The organism is Pseudomonas sp. xss_2 (genome assembly GCF_043104195.1).
GTDB classification, from domain to species: Bacteria; Pseudomonadota; Gammaproteobacteria; order Pseudomonadales; family Pseudomonadaceae; genus Aquipseudomonas; species Aquipseudomonas urmiensis.
On the sequence record NZ_JBICKL010000048.1, the window covers coordinates 20,022 to 46,111 of the forward strand.

24 protein-coding genes and 1 pseudogene are annotated in these 26,090 nt (G+C 53.6%); 4 read left to right on the plus strand and 21 right to left on the minus strand.

Annotated elements, in window-relative coordinates:
- Positions 1-85: 85 nt before the first annotated feature.
- The 3 genes and pseudogenes from ACF8K2_RS10885 to ACF8K2_RS10895 form a co-directional block, all read right to left on the minus strand.
- Positions 86-958 carry a methyl-accepting chemotaxis protein gene (locus tag ACF8K2_RS10885; RefSeq protein ID WP_392464842.1) on the minus strand — a complete coding sequence of 291 codons (873 nt, stop codon included), beginning with the start codon at positions 956-958 and terminating at the stop codon, positions 86-88.
- Positions 947-2,026 (minus strand): annotated as a pseudogene (locus ACF8K2_RS10890) (HAMP domain-containing protein); the annotation flags it as partial. The pseudogene ACF8K2_RS10890 and the gene ACF8K2_RS10885, both read right to left, overlap by 12 nt.
- Before the next feature lie 117 nt (positions 2,027-2,143).
- Positions 2,144-3,541, minus strand: a complete 1,398-nt coding sequence (locus tag ACF8K2_RS10895) for a PLP-dependent aminotransferase family protein (protein ID WP_392464768.1) — start codon at positions 3,539-3,541, stop codon at positions 2,144-2,146.
- Positions 3,542-3,756: 215 nt separating this feature from the next.
- Here ACF8K2_RS10895 and ACF8K2_RS10900 point away from each other — a divergent pair, with 215 nt between their 5' ends.
- Positions 3,757-4,917, plus strand: a complete 1,161-nt coding sequence (locus ACF8K2_RS10900; RefSeq protein ID WP_392464770.1) for an MFS transporter — start codon at positions 3,757-3,759, stop codon at positions 4,915-4,917.
- A 97-nt stretch (positions 4,918-5,014) separates the two neighbouring features.
- The gene (locus tag ACF8K2_RS10905; RefSeq protein WP_392464772.1) at positions 5,015-5,860 is read left to right on the plus strand and encodes a lipopolysaccharide kinase InaA family protein; all 846 of its coding nucleotides are present in this window, start codon (positions 5,015-5,017) and stop codon (positions 5,858-5,860) included.
- 7 nt (positions 5,861-5,867) lie between these two features.
- On the opposite strand, the gene ACF8K2_RS10910 is transcribed toward ACF8K2_RS10905, so the two are convergent.
- On the minus strand, positions 5,868-6,629 hold the full coding sequence (locus ACF8K2_RS10910) for an SDR family oxidoreductase (RefSeq protein ID WP_392464775.1): 762 nt from the start codon (positions 6,627-6,629) through the stop codon (positions 5,868-5,870).
- Positions 6,630-6,858: 229 nt separating this feature from the next.
- Here ACF8K2_RS10910 and ACF8K2_RS10915 point away from each other — a divergent pair, with 229 nt between their 5' ends.
- Positions 6,859-7,860: an NADP-dependent oxidoreductase gene (locus tag ACF8K2_RS10915; protein WP_392464776.1), complete on the plus strand. Its 1,002-nt coding sequence runs from the start codon at positions 6,859-6,861 to the stop codon at positions 7,858-7,860.
- A 131-nt stretch (positions 7,861-7,991) separates the two neighbouring features.
- Here the strand turns inward: ACF8K2_RS10915 and ACF8K2_RS10920 are convergent, their stop codons facing one another.
- Both ACF8K2_RS10920 and pyrF read right to left on the minus strand, forming a co-directional pair.
- Positions 7,992-8,789: a lipopolysaccharide biosynthesis protein gene (locus ACF8K2_RS10920; protein ID WP_392464778.1), complete on the minus strand. Its 798-nt coding sequence runs from the start codon at positions 8,787-8,789 to the stop codon at positions 7,992-7,994.
- Positions 8,790-8,996: 207 nt separating this feature from the next.
- Complete coding sequence (pyrF, locus tag ACF8K2_RS10925) at positions 8,997-9,698, minus strand: orotidine-5'-phosphate decarboxylase (RefSeq protein ID WP_368973572.1); 702 nt, start codon at positions 9,696-9,698, stop codon at positions 8,997-8,999.
- A 266-nt stretch (positions 9,699-9,964) separates the two neighbouring features.
- Here pyrF and ACF8K2_RS10930 point away from each other — a divergent pair, with 266 nt between their 5' ends.
- Positions 9,965-10,132 carry a DUF2897 family protein gene (locus tag ACF8K2_RS10930; RefSeq protein ID WP_186554781.1) on the plus strand — a complete coding sequence of 56 codons (168 nt, stop codon included), beginning with the start codon at positions 9,965-9,967 and terminating at the stop codon, positions 10,130-10,132.
- 46 nt (positions 10,133-10,178) lie between these two features.
- On the opposite strand, the gene ACF8K2_RS10935 is transcribed toward ACF8K2_RS10930, so the two are convergent.
- The 15 genes from ACF8K2_RS10935 to ACF8K2_RS11005 form a co-directional block, all read right to left on the minus strand.
- Complete coding sequence (locus ACF8K2_RS10935; RefSeq protein WP_186554780.1) at positions 10,179-10,520, minus strand: ComEA family DNA-binding protein; 342 nt, start codon at positions 10,518-10,520, stop codon at positions 10,179-10,181.
- Positions 10,521-10,705: 185 nt separating this feature from the next.
- A complete protein-coding gene (gene rfbA / locus ACF8K2_RS10940; RefSeq protein ID WP_392464783.1) occupies positions 10,706-11,587 on the minus strand; it encodes a glucose-1-phosphate thymidylyltransferase RfbA in 882 nt (293 codons plus the stop codon).
- A gap of 4 nt (positions 11,588-11,591) precedes the next feature.
- Positions 11,592-12,488, minus strand: a complete 897-nt coding sequence (gene rfbD, locus ACF8K2_RS10945) for a dTDP-4-dehydrorhamnose reductase (protein WP_392464785.1) — start codon at positions 12,486-12,488, stop codon at positions 11,592-11,594.
- On the minus strand, positions 12,485-13,555 hold the full coding sequence (gene rfbB / locus ACF8K2_RS10950) for a dTDP-glucose 4,6-dehydratase (RefSeq protein WP_392464786.1): 1,071 nt from the start codon (positions 13,553-13,555) through the stop codon (positions 12,485-12,487). Before rfbB ends, rfbD begins: the two co-directional genes overlap by 4 nt.
- Positions 13,556-13,829: 274 nt before the next feature.
- A complete protein-coding gene (rfbC, locus tag ACF8K2_RS10955) occupies positions 13,830-14,375 on the minus strand; it encodes a dTDP-4-dehydrorhamnose 3,5-epimerase (RefSeq protein ID WP_392464788.1) in 546 nt (181 codons plus the stop codon).
- 143 nt (positions 14,376-14,518) lie between these two features.
- A complete protein-coding gene (locus tag ACF8K2_RS10960) occupies positions 14,519-16,495 on the minus strand; it encodes a hypothetical protein (RefSeq protein WP_392464790.1) in 1,977 nt (658 codons plus the stop codon).
- A gap of 50 nt (positions 16,496-16,545) precedes the next feature.
- On the minus strand, positions 16,546-16,941 hold the full coding sequence (locus tag ACF8K2_RS10965) for a GtrA family protein (protein WP_392464791.1): 396 nt from the start codon (positions 16,939-16,941) through the stop codon (positions 16,546-16,548).
- Entirely contained in the window at positions 16,941-17,885 is a 945-nt protein-coding gene (locus ACF8K2_RS10970; RefSeq protein ID WP_392464793.1) for an aldo/keto reductase, read from the minus strand. Before ACF8K2_RS10970 ends, ACF8K2_RS10965 begins: the two co-directional genes overlap by 1 nt.
- The gene (locus ACF8K2_RS10975) at positions 17,885-18,616 is read right to left on the minus strand and encodes a glycosyltransferase (protein WP_392464794.1); all 732 of its coding nucleotides are present in this window, start codon (positions 18,614-18,616) and stop codon (positions 17,885-17,887) included. Before ACF8K2_RS10975 ends, ACF8K2_RS10970 begins: the two co-directional genes overlap by 1 nt.
- Positions 18,617-18,632: 16 nt before the next feature.
- The gene (locus ACF8K2_RS10980) at positions 18,633-19,772 is read right to left on the minus strand and encodes an NAD(P)/FAD-dependent oxidoreductase (protein ID WP_392464843.1); all 1,140 of its coding nucleotides are present in this window, start codon (positions 19,770-19,772) and stop codon (positions 18,633-18,635) included.
- A gap of 2 nt (positions 19,773-19,774) precedes the next feature.
- Positions 19,775-20,800 (minus strand): glycosyltransferase, encoded by a 1,026-nt coding sequence (locus ACF8K2_RS10985; protein ID WP_392464795.1) that lies wholly within the window; start codon positions 20,798-20,800, stop codon positions 19,775-19,777.
- Positions 20,801-21,057: 257 nt separating this feature from the next.
- The gene (locus ACF8K2_RS10990; protein ID WP_392464797.1) at positions 21,058-22,263 is read right to left on the minus strand and encodes an O-antigen ligase family protein; all 1,206 of its coding nucleotides are present in this window, start codon (positions 22,261-22,263) and stop codon (positions 21,058-21,060) included.
- A gap of 65 nt (positions 22,264-22,328) precedes the next feature.
- Entirely contained in the window at positions 22,329-23,714 is a 1,386-nt protein-coding gene (locus ACF8K2_RS10995; RefSeq protein ID WP_392464799.1) for an undecaprenyl-phosphate glucose phosphotransferase, read from the minus strand.
- A gap of 382 nt (positions 23,715-24,096) precedes the next feature.
- Positions 24,097-25,047 (minus strand): glycosyltransferase, encoded by a 951-nt coding sequence (locus tag ACF8K2_RS11000; protein ID WP_392464800.1) that lies wholly within the window; start codon positions 25,045-25,047, stop codon positions 24,097-24,099.
- A 12-nt stretch (positions 25,048-25,059) separates the two neighbouring features.
- Positions 25,060-26,079: an NAD-dependent epimerase/dehydratase family protein gene (locus ACF8K2_RS11005; protein ID WP_392464801.1), complete on the minus strand. Its 1,020-nt coding sequence runs from the start codon at positions 26,077-26,079 to the stop codon at positions 25,060-25,062.
- Between the last annotated feature and the right edge of the window lie 11 nt (positions 26,080-26,090).

The following is a 26,090-nucleotide window of genomic DNA, read 5'->3' on the forward strand; positions in this document are numbered from 1 at the left end:
GCTGAACGGGCCTCATCGCGGGACAAGCTCGCTCCTGCAAGGCTGCGATGAGGCCCGATCTGCCGACACGCTACTCAGGCTCTGCTCAGAGCCTGAAATGCCCGACCATCCCCTTCAACTCATCCCCCAACTGCGCCAGCTGCACACTCGACTGGGCATTGTCGCGCATCGCCAGCGCAGCCTGATCGGCACTGCCGCGGATCTGCGTGACGCTGCGGCTGATCTCCTCGGCGACCGAACTCTGCTGCTCGGCCGCGGCGGCAATCTGCTGGTTCATCTGCTGGATCAATGACACCGCCGTGGCAATGCTACCCAGTGCGCTTTCGGTATGCAGCGCATCCGCCACCGCCAAGCGCACCAGTTCGGTACTGCCGCGAATCTGCGCCACCGACTGCTGGGCGTTGCCACGCAAGCTTGCGACCAAACGCTCGATCTCCTCGGTCGATTGCCGGGTCCTCCTGGCCAGAGCCCGCACCTCATCGGCGACCACGGCAAAACCGCGCCCTTGCTCCCCGGCCCGCGCTGCTTCGATCGCCGCATTGAGCGCCAGCAGGTTGGTCTGCTCGGCCACGCTCTTAATCACATCAAGCACATCGCCAATGGTATGAATCTCTGCACTCAGACTCTCGATGCCGGCGCTGGCGGTCTCTGCCGCCGCCGCCAGCTGTTCGATGCGCTGCATGCTCTGGCGCACCACCTGCTGGCCGGATTCGACCTTGTCATCGGCAGCCTGCGCGGCCTGGGCGGCTTCTTCGGCATTGCGGGCCACGTCGTGCACGGTGGCGGTCATCTGCTGCATGGCGGTGGCAACTTGCTCGGTTTCTTCTTTCTGGCTGCCGACCTCGCGGTTGGTCTGCTCAGTCACGCTCGACAGCGACTGAGCGCTGCCAGCCAACTGCTCGATGCCCTGCTGCAAACCACTGACCATGCCGGACAGGCCCGCCGCCATCTGCTGCATGGCCTGCAACAGCTGGCCGACTTCATCGCCCCGCGGCGCTTCGGCCTGCATACCTAAGTCACCGGCGGCAATCCGTTGGGCACGGGTGATCACCCGCTTGAGCGGGCCGACTACAGCACGGGTGATCAGCCACGCCGCCACCACCCCAGCCAGCAGCGCCAGCGCAGTGGCCAGAACAATCGCCAGGGCGTTGCGTTTGAGCTCGCCCTGCATGGCCTGTTGCTGATTGCTGTAGGCCTGATCGACCCTGGCGGTGACCTGGTCGGCGCGCGCCTGCAACTGCGCCTTGAGGCCCTGCTCTTGGGCCAGCAGATCGGTGTATTCGTTGAGTTTTTCGCCGAAGCTGGCGATATGCCCGGCGACCTCGCCCAATACACTCTGGTAACCACTGTCGCTGACCGAGGTCTTGAGCTGCTCGACCAGGCTGGCCGCCTCGACGGTCTGGGCGATCCGCCCTTGGTTGACCGCCTCCTCGCCTTTGCGCCCCTGCTCCAGACGCACCCGCGCCTCGTCCATCGCCTGCAACATCAGCCGCGACACCTGGGCCACCTGCGCGGCCTGTTCGAGAAACTCACCGCCTTGCTGGCCCTGGGACTGTTTGAGGGTGTAGCTGCCATCGTCAGCCAGGCCCGCCTGCAGTACATCGAGGTTATTGGCCACGCTTGAGACCGACCAACTGGCCATGTCCAGCGCCAGCTCCTTGGCCTGTACAGCTTCAACGAAGGTGTCGAAGGCCTGGCCATAGGCGGTCAAGTCAGCCTCGCTCGCGCTCAATTGCGCGACCCCACGGGCACGTTCGATCAGCACTTGCAATCCAGTGCGCAAAGCCTCGGCGTCCTCACTGTCGGAACGCAAGGCAAAGCCCTGTTCGAGCTGGCGCAAGCGCAGCAGGTCGGTATTGAACTGGGTCATCTGGCGTAAGCCATCAAAGCGCTGACCAACGCTGTACAGCGCGAACACGCCAATCGCCGCCACCGCCAGGGTCAGCAACAGGACTAAAGCAAAGCCCAAGCCGAGCTTGCGAGCCATGCCGAGATTGGCCAGAACGCCGTGCTTGGTCACTGCCATCGCCGATTCCCCCTCGCCCTGTCAGGCTTTTCTGAAGGGCAAGAGTGACAATGGCGAGAGGATGCTCACAAGTCCTTGGCGCCAGAATGGTGTCAAATAGCTATGAGCGTGTCGTTTTCAGGCCGCTGAAGGTCGCCCTGCATGCTGAAGGAAGGCTTGGGCACGTTGGTCCTGCCCGTAGGCGACATTGATCCGCAACCAGTCACTGGCAGCCCCCTGAACATCAAAGGCGCTGCCCGGCGTGAGCAACACCGCATGTTCCAGTGCCAGCCGCTCAAGGCTCGCGAAGTCGCGGCCTGGCACCCGCGCCCAGACGAACATCCCACCATAGGGTTCACAGAACACCTGCCAGCCATAGCCTTCAAGCTGGCCGAGCAACTTGGCCATGTGCTGCCCCAGACGCACGCGCAAACGCTGCACGCTCTTGCGATAGCTGCCATTGGCGAGCATCTGCGCCACCACCTGCTCGGCGAAGCGCGAGTTGCCGATACCACTGACCATTTTCAGCTCGGCCAAGCGTGCAATCAGGTCCTCGTCGGCCACCAGGTAGCCGACTCGCAGCGAACTGCTGAGGGTCTTGGAGAAACTGGCCAGGTAGATCACCCTCTGCTCGCTGTCGAGGGTAGCCAGGCGGGTGGCCGGACCTTCCTGGAAATCGGCGTAGATATCGTCCTCGATGATCCGCACGTCTCGCTCGCGGGCCAATTCCAGCAGCCGGTAGGCGGCCTTCGGCGTCAGACTGGTGCCGGTCGGATTGTGGTACAGGCTGTTGATGAACAGGCAGCGCGGGCGATGCTCGGCCAACAGCTGCTCCAGTGCCTGCAAGTCAGGGCCATGGACGGTACGCGGAACCGGCAGCATGCGTACTTGATGGGCGCGCAGCAGGTTGTACAGGTTGTAGTAACCGGGGTTTTCCACCAGTACCGTATCGCCTGAGCGCAGCAGCGTGCGCACCAGCAGATCGAGGCCATGGCTGGCGCCTTGGGTGGTGAGGATGCGTTCGGCACCCGCCGCAATATCCAGCCGCGCCAGCCGCTTGTGCAACTGCTGGCGCAGGCTGCTCAGGCCCAACGGCGGGCTGTAGTCGAACAAGTCGGCAGGGTTGCCACGGCTGACCTGGCGAATGGCCTGGGCCAGTTCCTCAGCCGCGCGCCATGCGTTGGGCAACCAGCCGCAGCCGAGCTTGAGCAGCTCGTCGTGGCCTTCGCGGAACTGGCGCCAACTACCCACCAGCGCCTCTCCCCAGTGTTCAGCGTCGGCTGCTTCCAGGCCCGGCTTGCGCTCGGCAACGAAGAAGCCGGTGCCGTGGCGCGCTTCTAACCAGCCACTGGCGACCAGTCGATCGTAAGCCTCGATCACGCACGACGGGCTGACCTGATGGGTTCGTGCCAGGGCGCGAATCGAGGGTAAGCGCGCGCCGGGGCGCAGGCGCTGGTGCTCGATCCAGGCCTGGAGCTGGTCGGTCAGTTGTTGGACCAGAGGGGTGGGGCTGAGGCGATCGAGCTGCAGGTTCATGGCAAGTGTTCGCGGATTTTGTGCGAACAGTTAAGCATAAATGGGCTGGGGGTGTGTCTTGTTGGTGGAGCGGCTGGGCATCAGTGTGGCCAGTGCCGGCCCTATCGCGGGGCAAGCCCGCTCCCACGTGGCCGCTGTGATCGACGCCGGTGGGAGCGGGCTTGCCCCGCGATAGGGCCGGCACAAACACCCACAGACCAACGGACCACCCCGAAATGCCCAATCGCCACGCCCCCGCCCTGCTGGCCTTCGCTCTGTGCATCATCACCTTCGCGGTGAACCTGCAAGCGCCGCTCTACATCACCTACGCCGACTTCTCCGGCCGCGGCGCCGCCGCCACTGCCGTGGCCTTCTCCGGTTACGTGCTCGGCGTACTGCCAGTACTCCTGGCCCTGGGCGGCCTTGCAGATAGGATCGGCCGGCGGCCACTGATCCTCGCCGCCCTAGGCCTGTCGATGCTCGCCACCCTGCTGATGCTGCTGACCCCTAGCCTGGAAACCCTCGGCGTCGCGCGCCTGTTCCTCGGTCTGGGCACCGGCCTTGCCTCAGCCACGGCTACCGCCTACATGGGCGAGTTGATGGCCGGCAGCGACAGCAGCCGCGCCGCCAACTGGGTCACTGCCAGCACCTCGCTGGGCTTTGGCCTGGGCGCGGCCTTGACCAGCCTGTTCCTCCTAGCCGGACCGAGCCTGACCCCAGGTAGCTTCCATCTGCAACTGCTGCTGGCGTTCATCGCCATCGTTTTGGTGTGGCGCTTGCCCGATCCACGCCCGGCACAGCGCACAGCCATGCTGCGCTTGCCCTGCTACCCGGCCGGCAGCCTCGCCTATGGCTTCGCCATCCTCCTAGCCTGGGCCTGCGTCGGCCTGGTGATTGCGTTGCTGCCCGGGATCTTGCGTCAGCACGGCTTGAGCGCCTGGTCAGGCTTTTCCACCTTCTGCGTGATCAGCTGCGGCCTGCTGTTCCAGCCCATGGCCCGACGCTTGCCGAGTGCCCAAGCGGCCCTGCTGGGGCTGGCCATCTTGCCTTGCAGTTATGCCCTGTTGGCCTGGGGCGCGGACAGCGGCGCACTGCTCGCTGTGCTGCTCGGCGCGGTGGCCGCGAGCAGCGCTTGCTATGGCTTCATCTACCTCGGCGGGTTGGCGGCGGTGAACCAATTGGCCGGCAGCGAAAAGACCCGGGCCAGTGCCGGGTTCTTCCTGCTTGCGTACATGGGGTTCAGCCTGCCAGTGATTTTTACCGGGTTGCTCAGTGACGCGCTGGGGGCGCGAGTGGCGCTGATAGCATTTGGCGCAGTGCTGCTCACAGGCTGCTTGATCGTTGCGGCGATGCTTCACCTCAGCGCGCGCGAACAACGTGTTGAAGCCGCCTGTTAATGATCGGAATTAGATGAAAGATTTGTAGGAATTTTGTGAAAAAATGTAAGATAACTGAAAGCAAGCAATAGCACTTTGACACTACCAAGGATGTAGCGTGCACCCCAATTCCCCCACCTGGCGCAGCGAGTACCCCCATGTACTAAGCCACAGCCATACCACGCTACATTTTCAGTCGCCCTTGGCAGCCAAGACCCGCTGCGCGCTCAAGCAACTGATCGAACAGGCGCCTAGCGCCAAACGCGTCAGCGCACCACTGGCCTGCAGCGAAAGTGGGTTGTTCACCAAGCGTGAGCAACTCGATTCGCTGAAAAAGAAATGGCGGGTGCAGCGCGGCAATCCAAGGAGTAAGGGGCTCTACGACTGGACCATCGAGGAACTGATCAACACCCGCGAAGCCACCCGACGTGGCGCGCGGGTAGCTGGACTGGTCGGCTTTGGTTACAGCCGCTCCAAGCTTGGCTTGGTGCAGGACCTGTACCTGATCACCGAACTACTGGATGCCCATGATGATGGTTTGAGCAAGGTTCGCAACGACCCGAGCGCAGTGCACAGCGTGATCGGAGCGGCATTTGAACTGCTGCACGACCTACACCAGCGGGGGATCAGCCACATGGATCTGTGGGCCGCCAATGTCATGCTGCCGCGAGACGACACCCAACAACCGTTGGCCATCGACCTGGAAAACAGTTTCTGCGTGCCGACGGCGTTTTTTAGCGAAACCCTTGGCTTTCAGTTCGGCTTCCTGTACTTGCGGGAAATCTATCGCTACATCACCGAAGCAGACTTCGACGCCTACGTGGACCAGGCGCTTGAGCGGTACTTCCCGGCCATCGACCGGCCCGCGTTCGACTGGGTGTTTACCATCGCCAAGCATGAAGATATCGGGCGCCTGGAGCGCCGCGAGATCTTCCTCAAAGGGACAGTGCCAAACGCGGGATAACCCTTCCTCAGATCGCCAACGCACCACCGTCCACGGTCAGCGAGTGGCCGGTGGTGAACGCCGCACCGTCACTGCACAGATACAGCACCGCACTGGCAATTTCCTCGACCTTGCCAATGCGCCCCACCGGGTGCATCGCTGCGGCGAACTCGGCCTTGCGCGGGTCGGCTTCATAGGCGCGGCGGAACATATCGGTGTCGATCACCGCCGGGCACACCGCGTTAACCCGAATGCCCTTCTTGGCATACTCGATGGCCGCCGACTTGGTCAGGCCGATGACTGCATGCTTGGAGGCGGCGTAGATGCTCATCTTCGGCGCGGCCGACAGGCCTGCCACCGACGCGGTATTGACGATCGCCCCACCGCCCTGGGCCAGCAGCAACGGCAACTGGTACTTCATGCACAACCACACGCCCTTGACGTTGACGCTCATGATCGCATCGAACTCTTCTTCGCTGCCCTCGGCCAAGCGGCCCTTCTCAATCTCGATGCCGGCGTTGTTGAAGGCATAGTCGAGACGGCCATAGGCGTCGATAACGCCCTGGTGCAGTTGGCGCACATCGCGGTCCTGAGTCACATCGCAGGGCAGGAACAGCGCCTCGCCCCCTGCCTCACGAATCAAGCTCACGGTGGCCTCACCACCCAGCGCATCGCGGTCGGCCACTACCACCTTCAGCCCCTCGGCAGCGAAGGCCAGTGCCGTCGCCCGGCCGATACCCGCCGCGCCCCCGGTGACCAGGGCGACCTGGCCGGAAAAGGTCATGCTCATCGCTCGCTCCTGCAACAGAAATTGAAGTCGAGCCTGAGTCTAGTCAGGCAACCGCCGCCAGGGGCAGCATCATCAGGCCAGCGGTTGAGCTACCATCGTTGCCAGTGATTGTGCCTGTAGCTTCCGATCATCCGCGTGGATCGCCCGGCATTCGCCACACCGGTAAACCTTGCCGCGCCGCGCGCCAACCACTATCAACAGGCTTTGCCTACTATCAGCGAGATTCGCCATGACCCAGACCAACCGCCGCTTCCTGCTTGCCAAACGCCCGGTCGGCGCCGTGACCCGTGACGATTTCACCTACGAACAAGTCCCCGCCAGTGAACCGGCCGAGGACCAGATCCAGGTCAAGAACCTGTACCTGTCGCTTGACCCTGCAATGCGCGGCTGGATGAATGAAGGCAAGTCCTACATTCCCCCAGTGGGCCTGGGCCAGGTCATGCGCGCCCTGGGCGTGGGTGAAGTGGTCGCCTCCAAGCACCCAGGTTTCCAACCCGGCGACCACGTCAGCGGCGCGCTCGGCGTGCAGGATTACTTCACTGGCGAACCGCAGGGCCTGCACAAGATCGACCCCAAGCTCGCCCCCCTGCCCCGCTATCTCTCGGCCCTGGGCATGACCGGCATGACCGCCTACTTTGCCCTGCTCGACGTGGGTCAGCCTAAGGAAGGGGAAACCGTAGTGATCTCCGGTGCCGCGGGCGCAGTGGGCAGCATCGCCGGGCAGATCGCCAAGATCAAAGGCTGCCGGGTGGTCGGCATTGCCGGCGGCGCGCAGAAGTGCCAGTACCTCAAGGATGAGCTGGGTTTTGACGGGGTGATCGACTACAAGGCCGCAGACGTGCTGGCGGGCCTCAAGCGCGAGTGCCCCAAGGGCGTGGATGTGTACTTCGACAACGTCGGCGGGGATATCCTCGATGCCGTACTGAGCCGCTTGAACTTCAAGGCGCGCGTGGTGATTTGCGGGGCGATCAGCCAGTACAACAACAAAGAAGCGGTCAAAGGGCCGGCCAACTACCTGTCGCTGCTGGTCAATCGCGCGCGGATGGAAGGCTTCGTGGTGATGGACCACGTCAAGGAATACGGCAAGGCGGCGCAGGAGATCGCCGGCTGGTTGGCCAGTGGCAAGGTCAAGAGCAAGGAAGATGTGGTGGACGGGCTGGACACCTTCCCGGAGACGCTGCTCAAGCTGTTCAGCGGCGAGAACTTTGGCAAGTTGGTATTGAAGGTCTGATTTGTAAATTAGGGCGCTCTGTCGTATGAGCGCCCCAACAACTTTTAACTTCCGAGGCAACTGCAACGGGCAGCAGTCTATCTTTCGGCCGAAAGCTGGTTGAAAAAATTCAACGAGGATGGATAGCACGCTTACCGGCTGGAAAGAATGATCGATTTCGCCTGATCGACAGTGATTTTCGGAACAACCGAATGGGGTATTCTCGAATCCTGCGAGAGGTTGTAAACCGTAAATCTTTCGCCCATCACGCGCTTTGACATCAACTCGAAAGACGGCAGGATGCGGCGCTCATAGTGACCATCCAGCCCACACGGCGAAATCGCGCGACCGCCATTTTCGTAAAATCGCCCTGCATTCTGGTTGAGGTCTACCCCTACTAGAAAAACCTTATTGAAACCAAGATGGTAGGCAATCTGAAGGGCGACATAGGCAACCGTACGCGCATCGAAAAAGCCGTAGGACAGGTCCTTGCTAAAGCCAATGGTTCGCGTACTGTTTTTCCAGAAGGTGCGCTTGCGGACCATTTGAGGCTGCGCATTGAATACAGCCTGGAACAATGTCGTCCTGCTGGCCTTGCGTAGCGGGAAAATTTCAGCGCATGTCGCTTGCGGTAGTGAATCTACCTCATCCGGCCGGATGGCCAAACGATGGCTGAGCAGCAGCGCTTGGGCATACAGATCCGGCTGCTGTCGTGGAAATCCGATATCCGAACAAACATAGAAGAACGGCCTGATGCCGGTGTCCTTGAACAACGAAATTGCGCCGTTCATTGTGATCATTGGCACATCAGCAAATCGTTCGAGTGGAAAGTCCTTGGCCGAGGCACCAGACGCAACGATGAATACAGGCCCTTTCGCAATATTTTGAGTATTTGCGAAATCCTTTATCGATAATTGCTTGGTGCGATGCTTAACGCCAACAGCTTCCACGTTGTCTACCCGGTTATCAGACGCGGGAGCGATTATACATCGAACGTGTAGGACAAATCGGAACTACGTACGACTTCTCTGACAGGGCAAGGGCGCATTCCAGTCAGCCCTTGCCCGAATGTCAGTCAGCTAAGGCACGGGGCCTGTACTTGGGCGGCGCAGCGGCCTCATTAGCCATAGCTGACCGACCTTAGCCCTGCCCCCTAATCAGCCGCGAATTTCCGCGACCACCGCTGCTAAAGCTTGGGCGGGATTGGCCGCCTGACTGATAGGACGCCCGATTACCAGATAGTCGGAGCCGGCATCCAGCGCCTGACGCGGGGTCAGAATGCGGCGTTGATCGTCTTGGGCGCTACCAGCCGGGCGGATGCCTGGAGTGACCAACTGCAGCGACGGATGCGCCGCCTTGAGCGCCGGCGCTTCCAGCGCCGAGCACACCAGACCGTCCATCCCGGCCTTCTCGGCCAAGGCTGCCAGCCGCAGCACCTGCTCTTGCGGCTCGATGTCCAGGCCGATGCCCGCCAAGTCTTCACGCTCCATGCTGGTCAGTACGGTTACACCGATCAGCAAAGGCTGAGGACCACTGCGCTTGGCCAGCTCTTCACGGCAGGCCGCCATCATGCGCAGGCCGCCGGAGCAATGCACGTTGACCATCCACACGCCCATCTCGGCTGCAGCCTTTACCGCCATCGCCGTGGTGTTGGGGATATCGTGGAACTTGAGGTCGAGGAATACTTCGAAGCCCTTGGCACACAGGGTCTCGACGATGCCCGAAGCGCTGCTGGTGAACAGCTCCTTGCCAACCTTCACACGGCACAGCGCCGGATCGAGCTGGTCAGCCAGCTTCAGAGCGGCCTCACGGGTAGGAAAATCGAGGGCGACGATCAGGGGCGTCTGGCAGGCGGACATGGTCGGGGTCTCTTGGCAAGTCGTAAACGGCGCGCATTGTAAACGAAGTGAAGTGGCCATGGGGGCCCGCGGGTCATGAGAATTGGCCCAAGTGTGGGCGTGATGCTGTTCACTTAAGGCCCCTGTCGCCTGCTTTAGGGGCGCAACGCGACCCCAAATATTAAGTGAACTACAAGTATGGGCGCGCTCTATAATTGAACCATCGGCACAGGTATTAGCTCAAAAATCATACAAGCGGTGCCTTCCGTTCTTGCAGGAGAAAGACAATGCCCTGGTATGCCTGGTTGATCCTCATCGTAGCGCTTGGCTCGATTGTAGGCGGGCTGATGCTGCTGCGCGATACGGCGAAGAAATTGCCGCTGACCGAAGAGCAGCTGAAGAAAGTTCATGAGCGCAATGCAGAAATGGATGCCAAGGAAGCCAAAGATCGCTAAAGCCTGGATGGCCGACCATGAGTTGATCGGCCATCGACGCTTGGGCTTACTCCACAGTTAATTTGTCACGGTTGCGATCCAGGATCGCGTTGCCGATGCCTTTGATTTCCAGCAATTCATCGACCGAAGTGAATGGCCCGTGTGCGTCACGGTAGGCCACGATCGCTTCGGCTTTTGCTTTACCAATCCCGTTCAGCTCCTTTTGCAAGGTTGGCGCATCGGCAGCGTTGAGATTGACGCGAGTCGTGTGGGCAACCGTTGCCGGTGTGGCCACTGCGCTAGCGGTTAGTTCAGCGGGTGCCGGAGCGGGATTGGGCGCTGCACTGAGGGAAAAGGACAGGCCCGCGAACAGCGGAAGGAACAGATAGGAAAGGACGGTATTACGCATTTGGCACACTCCATTGAGACGAGAATTGCAGGGCAGCGTTTCCGTAGCTGCCAAACAAACCTAGCGCTTCTGAAGTGCCGATGAAAGTACGCGAAGGGCGAGAATCTTTACTGAATTAGACGTCACATTTTATGTCCTCTTCTCGGGCAAAAAGTCGCACAAGAAGAGGACCTAAAACTTACCTATTAATAAACCTTATCCTGCAACAACCGTTTCAAATACTGACCGTACCCATTCTTCGCAAGAGGGGCGGCAAGCTTTTCAAGTTGCTCTGCACTGATCCAGCCCTGGCGGAACGAAACCTCTTCCGGGCATGCCACTTTCAAGCCCTGGCGGCGCTCGATGGTCGCGATGTATTGGCTGGCTTCGAGCAACGAATCGTGGGTGCCGGTATCCAGCCAGGCGTAGCCGCGGCCCATGATTTCTACCGACAGCTTGTTACGCTCAAGGTAGGCGCGGTTGACGTCGGTGATCTCAAGCTCGCCACGTGGCGAGGGCTTGATGGCCTTGGCGATCTCGACCACATCCTGATCGTAGAAATACAGGCCGGTTACCGCGTAGCTGGACTTGGGTTGCAGCGGCTTCTCTTCAAGGCTGATCGCGGTGCCCTGGGCGTCGAATTCAACCACGCCATAGCGTTCAGGATCGTGCACGTGGTAGGCGAACACGCTAGCACCAGTGGCACGACTGTTGGCGTTGCTCAGCAGGTGCTGGAAGTCGTGGCCGTAGTAGATGTTGTCGCCCAACACCAACGCCGACGGATCATTGCCAATGAACTGCTCACCAATGATGAACGCCTGCGCCAAGCCATCCGGAGAGGGTTGCACGGCGTAGGAAATATTCAGGCCCCACTGATTACCGTCGCCCAGCAACTGCTCGAAACGCGGCGTGTCCTGCGGGGTGGAAATGATCAGGATGTCGCGAATCCCCGCCAGCATCAGCGTAGTCAGCGGGTAATAGATCATCGGCTTGTCGTAGACCGGCAAGAGCTGCTTGGAGATCGCCAACGTTGCAGGGTGCAGTCGAGTACCCGAGCCGCCTGCCAGAATGATGCCTTTACGTTTCATGCGGTTATTTCCCTTGTATTTCCGTCAGCATCCGCGCAACGCCCAGGCGCCAGTCAGGAAGCTGCAAACCGAAAGCCTTTTCAAGTTTTTGCGTATCGAGTCGCGAATTGGCCGGCCGCCGCGCAGGCGTGGGGTAGGCGTTAGTGGTCAACGCCGAGACCGCCTGCGCCTTGACCTTCAGCTCAATGCCCATCTGCTCAGCCAGCTCAAGAACATATCGCGCATAGCCACACCAGGTGGTTTCACCCGCTGCTGCAAGATGGTAGAGCCCACCCTGTTCAGGCTTGGCGCGCCAGGCGACGATCGCATGCGCCGTCACATCTGCGATCAACTCAGCACCGGTTGGTGCGCCGAACTGATCATCGATGACCCCAAGGGTGTCTCGCTCGCCAGCCAGGCGCAGCATGGTCTTGGCAAAATTATTGCCACGCGCCGCGTACACCCACGAGGTGCGGAAGATCAGGTGCGAGCACGCCGAGGCCTGAATAGCCTGCTCTCCAGCCAGCTTGCTCAGTCCGTAGACATTCAGCGGCCCCACCACGTCTTCTTCGCGCCAGGGCGTTTGACCATTTCCTGGGAAGACATAGTCGGTGGAGTAATGCACCAGCAGCGCACCTGAACGTGCAGCGGCCAGCGCGAGCACCTCGAGCGCCTCGCAGTTGACGCGATGGGCTTGCGCTTGCTCGGACTCGGCCTTGTCTACCGCGGTGTAAGCCGCCGCATTGACAATCACATCTGGCGCCCAGGCCTGGACGGTCTGCGCCAAACCTTGCAGATTGGCGAGATCACCGCAGTAATCCTGGCTCTTGGAGTTGAGGGCCAGCACCTCGCCCAGCGGCGCCAGGCTGCGCTGCAGCTCCCAGCCGACCTGACCGTCTTTACCAAGCAGCAGAATCTTCATTCGCTGCGCTCGCCGTAGTTCTTCTCGACCCACTCGCGATAGTTGCCCGACTGCACGTTTTCAACCCACTGCCAGTTGCTCAGATACCACTCGACCGTCTTGCGGATGCCGGTCTCGAAGGTTTCCGCTGGCTTCCAGCCCAGCTCACGCTCGAGTTTGCGCGCATCGATGGCGTAACGGCGGTCATGGCCTGGGCGGTCGGTAACGAAGGTGATCTGCTCGCTGTATGACTTGCCATCAGCGCGAGGGCGCAGCTCATCGAGCAAAGCGCAGATACGGTTAACGATCTCCAGATTTGGCTTCTCGTTCCAGCCGCCAACGTTGTAGACCTCGCCCACGGTGCCTGCCTCAAGCACCCGGCGAATCGCGCTGCAGTGATCTTTCACGTACAGCCAGTCGCGGATTTGCTGGCCGTCTCCATAGACCGGCAGCCCTTTGCCGCCCAACGCGTTGACGATCATCAGCGGGATGAGCTTTTCCGGGAAGTGGTACGGGCCGTAGTTGTTGGAGCAGTTGGTGGTGAGAACCGGAAGACCATAGGTGTGATGGTAGGAGCGCACCAAGTGATCGCTGGCCGCCTTGCTCGCCGAGTAAGGGCTGTTTGGCTCGTACTGGTGCGTCTCGGTGAACGCCGGGGCGTCAGGCGCCAAGGAGCCATAGACTTCGTCGGTGGATACATGCAGGAAACGGAACGCCTGCTGCGCATCGCCCGGTAGGGCTTTCCAGTAGGCGCGCACCGCTTCGAGCAGGCGGAAGGTGCCAACGATGTTGGTCTGGATGAAGTCTTCCGGGCCATGAATCGAACGATCGACATGCGACTCGGCGGCGAAATTGATCACCGCTCGAGGCTGATGCTCGGCCAGCAACTTCTCGACCAGCGCCGAGTCGGCGATATCGCCGTGGACGAACAGGTGCTTGGGGTTGCCATCGATGGACGCCAGGCTCTGCACGTTGCCCGCGTAGGTCAGCTTATCCAGGTTGATGACCAGCTCATCTGCTTGAGCTACCCAGTCCAGGACAAAGTTGGCGCCGATGAAGCCGGCTCCGCCGGTTACTAAGATAGTCATTGTTCGGATCTTTTCAGTGGTGACATGAGAAGGTTGACGAGACATCCCTGCATCTACCCGATCAGGGCATCGGCGTCCGGCTATTACAGGCCTTTGGAGGAGTCGGAGCAGAATTCAAATGCGCGGGCATAGCCTCAGCAAGCTATCGAGCTCTAGTTGTGACCGCCCAGTGCAAAACGCATTGTAACGCCAAAGCGTGCCGCACGCTGGAGCGCTGTTACTCCGCTGACAGCGCCCTGCCCTACTGCGGCTAGGCAGGGCGCTTGAGCGCCGATTAGTCGAAGCACTCGGCGTCGGAGAGCAATTTGCCCAATTTGTCTTTGTCGGACAGCAAGGGCTGCTCACTCATCGGCCAGTCGATGGCGACTGTCGAGTCGTTCCAGGCCAGGCAGCGTTCATGGGCGGGGGCATAGAAGTCGGTGGTTTTGTAGAGAAACTCAGCTCGCTCAGAGAGCACAACAAAACCATGAGCGAAGCCTTCCGGGACCCAGAGCTGATGCTTGTTCTCCGCAGAGAGATGAGCGCCCACCCATTTACCGAAGGTTGGTGAGGAACGGCGCAGGTCGACAGCCACATCGAACACCTCGCCCTCGACAACCCGGACCAGCTTGCCTTGGGCTTGTTGTACCTGATAGTGCAAGCCGCGCAGCACGCCTTTGGCAGAACGCGAGTGGTTGTCCTGGACGAACGATACGGAGCGACCGACGGCGGCTTCGAAAACCTGCTGGTTGAAGCTTTCGAAGAAAAAACCGCGATCGTCGCCGAAAATGCGGGGTTCGAAGAGGATAACGTCGGGGATGGCCGTAAGGGTAGTTTTCACAAATTGTACCTTAATATAATCTTAGGGTATTAAAACCGACCTAGGTATTTCGAGATCACCGAAAAATTATTAGAAATATAATGAAGTGCGCCGTGGTCAAAATACTTTTCCAAAAATATTTTGTCGGACCTCAACCAAGGCAACTAATTAGAGTCACTACACGTGTAAACTCTCAAGTCCCGTCGAATGATACTGTGCACCTCAATAAGAATCTTCACATCAAATGAATTGCAAGCATTACGTTCATTGAAGTCCTCAGCCGAAACCCTAAAACTGTCCTTAGTGTAGTCGGCGAGACCGTAAGCTCTGCCAATCGAATGCATTCCATTCACCAATGGTATCCCAAGCAACGCATACATTAGCATTCCGTTAGCCCACTCATCCCCCCCAAGCGCTTTCACCTCACTATCAAAAACCTCTTTAGGCAGGAATAGAAGAGCGTCGGACTTACGAATATTACGCTCAACCAACAGCGCCTCCAAATCCCCTTTCAGTGCCTGAAGATAGCCTGGATTAGCGGCAGTCGGCAGCTTAGATGACGAACCCGAGGAAATGGTGTAAATGCTCAACTGATGACCGAAACCAAGTTTTTTATTCACCTGCAAAAATGGATGATTATTCGCATAGCGTATTTGTCTGATAACGCTGTCATACCCCATGGCAAACAAATTGAAATTTGAATGATAGAGCCCCTGCCCTATATATGCCAAACACAAAACCCCAAGAGTCATTAGAAGGCGGTAAGTCGAGCGTCCAACGGCCGTATTAAAACTTGAAAAACCCTGACTCAATAAAATCGCGTTATCAGTGACAGATTGAAAGATGAATAAAAACAAAACAAACGCCAACCCATAATGAAAATACCATATATCACTCATATTCAAACCAACAATTACAACAGTGAGTAGATATAGTGGGATGATAGACAGTAGGACAGCAGCCAGCAGCCTGAGATTATTTTTTGAAGGAGTAGCGTAAGCGAGCGCACCTAGAACTACCAGCGCTGCCACAAAAGTGGAAACATGCTTGCTCCACATCCCTGAAGGCTGTGCCAGGTAATCGTAAGCCGTTCTCAATGTCAGATTCTTGAAAACAACCGCAACCTGCGTACCATAAGACGTGCTGAAGACTTTATTATAGGCGTAAAAAAATAGTGCAGCCAGCAACGCAAAAATATAAAACCTCAAACTAAGCGGCTGTTTAAGAAAAGCTAAAGCAGACACGAAGACACATAACATGACACCTGAAGAGATTTTCCCGAACGATACAAAAACCACAATCAGCAGAAACATAGAAAACTGAGCAACACTGTTACTTTCTTCAGACATCAAAGCCCTGTACAAGTAAGGACTTGCAAACACAACAAGTATGTTAGTTAACCACAAACCATGTGAGCCGACCACGTGCCATGTACCAATCACAAGAGGAAATAGCAACATTACTGATGCTAAAAACGAAATAAAACCTCTCCCCCCAACAACCGCATTTACAAAGACAAGCAGCGAAACAAGAAATGCAAATATTTTGAAATTTGCAAATAACCCATAGCTATCGTAAGGATCCAAACCCACTACCGAGAGAATTAGCGCATCCGAGAAATGAGTCAATGCATGATAAGCTGTAAAGGGGTGACCATGCTGAGCGATACTTGGATATCCAAAATTCAGAATACTCTGAATAAGCGACACATGATAGACGGTGTCTTTATGCCACCCCAATCCGAGCTCGGCTTCTAGCACTGGAAACGTTCTTACATAGTCGGAAAAAACAACACCAAATGAATTTGAAAACATGATCAACAGGAATGAGACCATTAACGCGCCGGTTATATTTTTCAGATTTAGCGCTATCGGCAACAAACTGTCATCACGATTAAATACAATCCAAAATATAAAAACCACCGAAGAAAACGCTAAAGAAACGGCGACAACTTCAAGGGTGGTAAACTGCGAAAATACCAGGCAGGCATAGACAGCACTGTACAAATAAAAAAGAAGAATCGACAAGGCAGTAACACTATTAGTCGAAAACTTTTGATCAGCAAAGCTCACAATCCTACTCATTTTTATCCTTCGCCCGTTAACGCCTAACTGCTTGATGAATTGCGCATTAATCTCCATGCAATGATTCTCAGACCTGACCAGCCCAAGACCATAAAGAGTTAATCTGCTTAATTCTCACTCTTGGCCGACACGTTATGCAACTGATTAAACACATAGGTTTTGTTCAGAATATAGAAAGAAAGTGTATAAATTGCCATAGCAAAAATTTGTGCAATTTCCGCAGACACCCCCAGGAATCGATAAAGACCGACAAGCACGAGCAAGTTAATGATATATGCAATCATAAATGCTACAAAAAACCTGAAGACCATCGTAAGGGTAGCACTAGAAACACCAAATACGAATACTCGGTTGAGCACAAACGCGGAGATCAGTCCAACACAGTATCCTACAGCGTTAGCGATCTCAGCATTGACACCGACAAGTTTCAAAAGTAGCCAAAAAACACCGTATCCCAGACCCGTATTTACCACCCCAGCAATAGCGTATCTCACGACTTGCATTATTTGATGTCCTGAGGAGATTTAAGCGAACACGACGAAAGATTCAAGCCCAAATCATTAAAGCCTTTGCACTCACGATGCAGTACCCCCCAATACTCCATTGTGCTAACAAGCTGCTGTATATTCCGTGGACCGACAATTACGCCAGAAAGCGCAGCATTTACGTAGGAAAACGCTAAAGCTAGCTCATTCAAGGAATTTGGTGTTGGCTCAAATCCGTGTTTGGAGTTCAAAAAAATAGACAATTGATCTACAAGACCAGCTGGAGGTTTTATCGATCTGAGACTCAACGAGCTATCAGGCTGAGCGGATTGAAGTTTCACCCCTCCCAAGTTAATTCCATAGGCCAAATACTTAGCCTTAGGAAAGTACTTCGAATAGTTACTCCGAGCATCTTGAGTAGCGAAATTTTCTTTAACTTGAATAATCCATTTATCTGAAAGCGCTGGATTCGCGTTTAAATAGTGCTCGGGGTATCCAATACCAGAAAGTCCGACAGAGAGTCCAGAAGCCTCTAGCGCTGTAAAAGCAGATACCGTCTGCTCAATTAAACGAAGATCACCCTCACCACTTCCCCTATTATCCCAATGAACCGATACGCATGATAGCGCATCACCAAGCCGTTGTTGGAGATTAGCGACTGTCGCTGTAATGGTTGCTTCTGTGAGGTCTATTGAAGACCCGCCAGAATTATCAATGGAACCAATTTTTACCAACACCGATACTGCTGCACCCTGATTAGACCTTACCCACTCTTCAAGCCACTTGAGTGAAAGTCCAAAATCACATCTAGATTGATTAATCGGATAATTCGTCGCAGTATCAATTAATGAACCACCATTTTCTATAAAACTGTCGAGTATTCCGAAGGCTTCCTGCCTACCAACCCCCCACCCCCACAATGCCGTCCCTAAGACGAGTGATTTAGTAGTCAGGGCTTCCATTAGCATGGCCGCTCCTGTTGTTTTCGTAAGCGCTCACGCAACACCTTCATTGCGCGGAGGTACTCGAGTGACAGTTTTATAATCTTCACCTTGGAGTTCGGATCGTCGGTCCAGGTGACAGGCAAATCCATTACCCTGTATTTAAGGTGCTCCCCAGTGACAAGAACTTCAGTAGCAAAGAACCATCCGTCACTCTGGGCGCCTGCAGACATTAGATGAGCAAGAATGTCACGCTTGAGGAATTTAAATCCACACATTCCATCACTGAAGGAAGTTCTAAAGATAAGCTTTACGATTAAATTGAAGCAAACGCTAGTGAAGCCCCTCAAGCGACTACGACCAACAATCTTCGCACCTTTGGCCAAACGCGAACCGGCAATGATATCCGCACGACCTAACCTCAAAGCCTGAATCGCTGGTCGAAGATGTTTCAAATCTGTAGCCAAATCAAGGTCCATATAGCCCACAATGTCGGCGTCGGAACCACCCCAGGAAGTTTTCAATGCCAATCCCACACCCCTCCGTTCCAGACGAATATATTTGACTCCTGGGAGGTCTTGAGAAAGTTTATGCCCTATTTCCGGCGTGCGATCTGAAGAGCCGTTGTCCGCCAAGACAATAGTCACGCCTCCTACATCACTGAGATCACGCTCAATGAAGTCATGTACTTTATTAACCTGCTCGTACAGCGTAGATTCTTCGTTTAGGATCGGGATTGTAATCTCAATCATGCTCTTAAGTCCCTGTCTACTGCGGTGAAGAGACGAATTGTTCGGTCTCTAGCATTTCAATAACGTCATAGACGTTGTCAATTTTCCCTCCTAATACAGAGTAGAAGCCGGGATATTGATTTGAACGTTCAAATAGAATGGGACGCCCATCATCCCCTTCGCTTTTCACCAAAACAGTTTTAACTTCAAATAATGAATCGATATATCTAGCAGACATCATGGAAGGAACATACCTGGCGACATCCCTCACCATCCGATCAAACCTAGAAACTTTTGGATATTGATCAAGTTTTGCGTATGGATCTACACCTCGTTCATCAACCCAATTCAGATGAGGTGTATACCTAACATGAGAGAGTGTATGTAAACCACGCGAAGGAAATGGCATCATCGAAAAAAATGGACCATCCATAACCGTAATTCCAAGCTTATCAAGCGGAGCAGGCATCTGCATTAAGGCCATCTCAGTGATTTCTTGCTTGAGGCTGGTCCTAACCCCGGAGTGATCCCCACCAAATTGATTAAGACCGCTGTATGTACAATTAAAAACATAACGACAAGAGATGTCGATCAAGTCGCTTCGGCCGGACTCAACTCGCACACGGAGAGGAAGATTCTGATCCGATGTTTTCGAGATAGAGGAGACCCTTGATCTATAAAGGATATATACACCTGCCGCTTTTAACGTTTTCACCGCCCAGTCAGCTAGCAGCGTTGAGTCGAAAGCATACTCTTGAACATGAAAAACACTTTCAATTAACCGCGGTTCAAACAATTTGAAAAGATCACTTTCAGCTGGGTAAATATCGGCTCCAATGTTCCGACAGAATCGCTCAAACTGTTTTGATGTTACTTTTGAATTGCGACGCGCTATTGCATAGAGCTTAGTGAAAGACTGCTCCACCGCGCCAGGCCAATCGCTGACAAACTTCGGTAAGTTCACCCTGCTCCTATACGCCGTTGTGAAGCTGCGAGGATAGTGATATCCATTATGCACTCGCGCCTGGTTATTATATGACGCTCTTTGAAGTAGCTCAGACTCACGCTCCACCAAAAGAACTTTTCTTAAACCACGCTGCCTGGCTAGATATGCCGCTATAACCGAACCATAAAAACCGCCCCCGATTACAACAGCATCATAGGAAGAGTCACACATCATCACGATATCACTTCACCAGTAGTGTGACCGCTGTCAGTTGACCTCACCGAAACCGCTTCAATATTTAATTTCTCATGTCGTGTCATTCGTGCACTGGTAAACTCTTGCCCCACATGATAAAGCGGCCCGTCGCTAGACAAACTAACCATGTTAAGAATGTATTCACCCAAAACCATCAGAACAAGCGAAATAAGAAAAAACATCCCAGATTGTTGAAGTGAGAAGCTGATCCAGCCAGGTGCGACATCCGTCTTGAAAAGACCTACCCCGATAACGTAGGCACTATATACCAAGTTAGCCAGCGCACCGAAAAGAGATAAGTAAGTTACTAACCGCATTGGAGCGCGGGTTGTTGAAACTAATAAGCGAACCCCTCGATCAAGGCTGTCTATCAAATTTTTGGGCCGAGATGCCTTAGGTGTTACACCATATGTTAAATAGGCCCGCGCGAACCCTCCGGTTGCAGGGAGATGACGATAAGTCATTGCAGGTTGCGGATGTTGAAGTATAAAGTTTATGACCCGCTTGTTCAAAATTCGATACTGAGGTGCATCATTCGCCAAGTGGATGCCATTGAAAACACGATATAGCCAGTTGAATGCCGCGTAGGCCGCTCGATAGGCCAGGCTCTGGGCAGGCTTCATTTCGTTATGAGCAAATACTACATCCGCGCCGCGGACGGCTTGATCTAGCATTTCGGGAATAAAGCTCACATCGTCTGAAAGAACGTCAATTACGGCAACATAATCACCCAGGGCATTCTCTATGCCCACCCAGGAAGCTGTATCGGTATCAACTTCTTTAGTGAGTGCATAGACCTGCAGATTAGCAAGACCGTCTTCTCCAGTGATACTTTTTAGAACTGTAACACTGTCATCAAGGGATGCGTTGTCGACGATAATTAACTCGTAATCGCTGACAATCGGGGAGACAACAGCTTCAGCACGCGCCATTAACTCTTCAATATCTTTAGATTGATTACGAACTACAAAGACCACAGACAGAAAACAAGGGAAAAAACTCATTTGAATTCTCTTAAGTTTAAGCGAGCACTATGCGAAAGCACACGAGGCTTGATCAACAGGCTCTATAGAACCTATTCAAACATCTTGGCACCAGCATAAACTCGGCCGGCGATCAAAAAGGAACAAGCCAATTTATCGTACAACGCACCTCAAAAACCGATCACTACAACTCATAAGTGTCGATAAAGCGTACGAATAGTCAGGAGGAAAAACTTAAGGCGTGCCCCACTGACTACTGCGAGACCAATACTTTAAAGTCACTCTTGCTTACTAAGTTTTTTATACGGCAAGGCAAGTAAAACTGCCACAGGCAACCAAAACACCGTCCAATAATCACTGGGTCGAGTTATCACTCGCTCTACATCTGTGAGCATTGCGATCAACGCGTATACGAGTACTGGAAATGTTAATCGAACCCAAGAATTATGGCGCATGATCCAGCCTTTATAGAACAACACTGCCAGTCCAGATAGCAAAAAGCCTAATGAGATAAGACCGCTATCATATATCTGCTGAAGATAAAGACTGTGAGCATGAGGAGAAATCGTTTTGCCATTGGGCCAAAGATAGGTAAATGGCGTTCCAAACCCATGGCCCAACCACCAATGCCCTGACATGACATCAAAGTAATATGCCCAGATCGGACCTCTACCAGATAGCTGTCGCTTTTGCACCTCTACTAGAATTTGATCCCAAAGAAAAGCCGAAATAACCGCAACCGCGACCAAACAAAGTCCCATTCCCCAGATACCGCGCCGGGATCTCTGCATGACGACCGCCAAAACGCAACTGCCGAGCAGTGCAATCCAAGCCCCACGGGTACCGGTCATTAACACATATAACGCTAAAATCGTGAAAACAGCCAGCCAGAATAAAGCTAGTTTAGTACTGGTACGGCTATCCAATACCATACCCATAGCCCACATAGCAACTGAGCCATAAAAAATACCGGCAGCAACCGGCCAACCAAAGTTTGCGAACTCACCGATTCCCATCCGGTCAATCCGAAATGCACGATAAGCAATCGGCTTTTCGAGCACTCCGTACTGGTAAATCAAGCTTAGCAAGGCTCCGAAGGCGATGACGACGACACTCGCTAACAGAACCCGTCGAAAATAAGATTCATGCTGATTTATAAGAACATTGATTGCAACAAGATACAGCCCTACGAATAGTGCGCGCTTGGCAATTGACTGAACACTTGACTCAATCCCCGTTGCCCACAACGTACTCAAAGCAACCCACAAAAGGAATAGGAGCCAAGGCAAATACTGCAAGTCAATTTTAAAGCGATGCTTCACTAGAATTCGAGAAAGTGAAAAAACCAAAGCGGGCAAAAGCAACCATATATAAATTTGTGAATTCCGAGCACTGCCGGAAACGAGCCAGATCTTCCCACTCAACTGAATAAATAAACCAACAGCCAACAACCAGCCCATCATCCTTGACCAGTCGAACCCCATACAACTTTCCTGCCTAGCGCCTAGCTTAACAAACTTCATATTATCTCGCTTTCACCACACCCACATCAGTATGCATTTTTATTTATGAAACCTTTGAACACGGTCAGAAAAATTATTTTAATATCCAACCAAAGTGACCAATTATCAATATACCAAAGATCGTACTCTACCCTCTTTTGCATTTTCTCAAGCGTATCAGTCTCCCCACGATACCCACTGACTTGCGCCCACCCAGTAATACCTGGTTTAACTTTATGCCTCTGCATGTAGGACTCTACCAAATCCTTATAATACTCATTATGAGAAAGCGCATGGGGACGAGGTCCCACGATGGACATTCGTCCCTGCAAGACATTGAAAAATTGTGGCAATTCATCAAGGCTGGTTCTGCGCAAAAAGGCGCCCACTCGCGTAATACGGACATCATTTCGTTTCGCTTGTGTCACATCCCCTGAACTCTCGCGATGCACTACCATTGAGCGAAACTTATAAACCTTGAAATTCTTGCCATTAATACCGGTACGGTACTGCTTAAACAATATCGGACCATGTGAGGTCATCTTAATTACTGCTGCAATCACCAAACAAACCGGCGTAATCATCAGCAAGATCAATACACCCAGCACGAGGTCCTCAAAACGCTTGAGCAATCTAGGAGGGCCATCCATAGGGCTACAACTGAGGTCCAGCGAATATACCCCTGCGATATGGCTGACCTTATGATTAAGTAATCGAATGTCGCCCCACTCCGGAATAAATCGGACAGCAACTGTATGGTGACGAAGCGCATACATAATCGAGCGTATCACGCCCCCCTCACTTAGAGGCAAGCACAGCCAGACCTCATGGACCCCTAGCTCATCCACCTTTGCAACCAAATTCTCCAACCAACTGTTATCTGGACTAAAAGCTAAGTTATGGACTACCTTGAACCCGTATTCGTCGAGCGCTTGGCCGTTATTCAACTGACTCGCAGAACTACCGCCCGAATCCACTAATAAAACGGTTTTAAGGTTCATGCCCGAAGCACGCAATCGTCTCAATAGCAAAAATACCGTCAACCGCAGCAATAAACTCAGTCCGCCGCCAGCAACTAACATCGTGCTGAACCAGATACGTGAATAGTTCTCAGAAACCTTGAGGAAAAATGTTAAAGACAACAAGATACCTGCTGCAGCGAACCAACCTGCCAGCAGAATACTGAACTGACGCAGGAACGCATGCCCCCGTTGAGAACCGTATACTCCTCCCATACCCAGACAAAGTACTACCACAATAGCGGTCAGCATCGTCGCAGTGTTGTACCGGCCGCTCATCTCCAGAGTACCGAAGCGGTAGTAATGAGCGAGCAAGCCGGCCGAAAGCACGATCAGAAAATCCAAAAGTGCCACAAAAAATGGCACTGGATAGCGCTCAGCGAAGGTAGGTTGGTAACGAGGAATAGCTTGCATATCCTTTACAAAAACTCCGACGAAGCCTGACTAAAGATGAGATAACGAAGAGGGGTGCCTCAAAAACCGAATTCAAAATGCCAGCATTTCGCCTAAATTGCTAGAGCCAACGCCTCAGCTCTCAGCAAAATGATGAATTTTACGCACCTTTACCGCTTTTGAGAAACTGCAAGCTACTCGAAACCTCAATCGCTTACGTGAGATGCTTTATGGCAAATCTTACAGTCACTGCCAGTGATAGTTGCCCATTCGCGCAAGAGTTACACCCACGCGCTTATCGGGTATCAAGCTTATCAAAGCCTGCAGTTCAATGAAAAATTGCAAGGTTAACTTGGGTGAGTCCAAGGGGGGGGGAACTCTGATCCCTATGGACATAAGACAATCATTTATCAGCAAAGCGGCTACTCCAGTAGCCTTTATACATCCCTAGCCTCTTTTTTAATCCTATTGACATAAGCCGTTCCTTTTGACCCAATCTATAGGCAACCAGCTTCATAACATTACGCAGCACTGCAATGGGCCACATATAGATTTTCGCCAGTCCAAGATATCTGAGCTCAGATTTCAAATACCTAACCCCCTCCCCGCCAGCCCCGCCGAAGTTAGAACGGATCCAGGGCTCACGAGCATGGAAGACACCCATGTCAAAATATCGCTCAAACTCTTCAACCAATGTATAGTTATGCGAGTGCCTACAGGTTGCATCACCTGCATATCCAATTTGCCAATCGTTCAGTAACATTTTTGCAGCCACGTACATATCTTCAGCAAAGATGACATGGACAGGGAATCCTCCAACATCCTTTAAAGCTTTTCCTCTATACGCCGCGAAAGAGTTAGACATGAATGCCGTTTTCAATCCAAGCACGGGGGCATCTGACAATGTTTTGAATTGAGAGTTTTCGGGATAGTTGAACAGCCGTGCATGTTGCGCCAAGGGGGATGCATTATGATGAGGAAGCTGTCGACCACATACAGCTCCGATTTTTTCATTAGCAAATGGAGCTAAGAGACGTGCAATTGAGTCAGTATCTTCAAGATAAGCATCTTGGGTCATAAACACATAAATATCATAATCTGGATGATCATCAACAAGCTTTTGCCGAGTGCCGCCATGATTGAACTGGCTACTCGGAATTGAAACAATGTTTTTGCCTCGCGTTAAGGCTAGCTCGTACGTACCGTCTTTTGAGCTAGAGTCGACAATAAACAAATCAAAATCAACACTCTGTTTTTCAAGCGAATCAAGCAGGCGAGACAAGTCGTCGCGACCGTTATAAGTAGGCACTATGCAAGCCACGCGCAGGCGACTCGATTTCTCTACATCACTCATACGGCCTCTCAACTATTTCCATTCTTCAGGGCAGCTTTGTTTCCAATCAGAAAATGCTTCTTCAAGATTGTAGACAAAGGGATAGCCTTGTTCCACCAAATAATTAGGTAGAATATTATTAGAACGAACCAGCTTGCGTATACGAACGGGACTGAAGGGATGTTTTATGCCGAGTGGCTTAGCAAAAGCATCAATACAGTAGGCCGCAGCCAACATGACTCCGTAGGGAACCTGTGGAACCGTTCGAGTTACCTGTGCGACGCTACAGATAGCCGTTACGTACTCTTTAATTGACGGCCCGGGGTTCATGGACATATTGAAGAGACTGACACTTTCCCCTCTAGCGTCTTGGTTTTGCAAGACCCACCACATTGCATTACAAAGCTCTTTCACATAGACTCCCGCTTTGCGAGTATCTCGATTCCCCATGTAGAAAAAGTAACGGTGTAAAACAGCCTTTATTAGCCTTGATACATTGCCGCCCTCTCCAGGACCGAATACGACTCCGGGACGAACTATGACCAACCGACGCGCTAGCGTATTTCGGGCCTGCCAAATCTGATGAATTTTTTCAGCAGTAAGTTTAGAGCTACCATAAGCAGTTACGGGTACAGGCAGTGTACGCTCATCTTTAATTTCTTCACTAATTCCGTAAGGTGATATGGAACTGGTAAAGATAAGACTGCTACAGTCAACCCTTTCTACCCACGCGCAAACATTCTCAGCGCCCAACAAATTGGTTTCATAATATTCTTGATCTTCATGACCAGGCTCCCGATGTACAGCTGCGAAATTGACTGCTAATGCAACGGGCTCCACAGGCAACCAATCTATTTTTTGCCTAACGTCTCCCAGAATCACTTCAATATTCGAATTTGATTCAACCTCGGCTCGCCTATAAGCACTAACCTTTTCAGACATTGGCTCCTTGTCGAAAAGGTAGATTTTTTCAAAACGGCCTGTGTCCAACAGGTGCTTAGCAAAAAAAACACCTATGAATCCAGTACCACCAAATATTACTGCACAACCCATTCTGAGGCCTC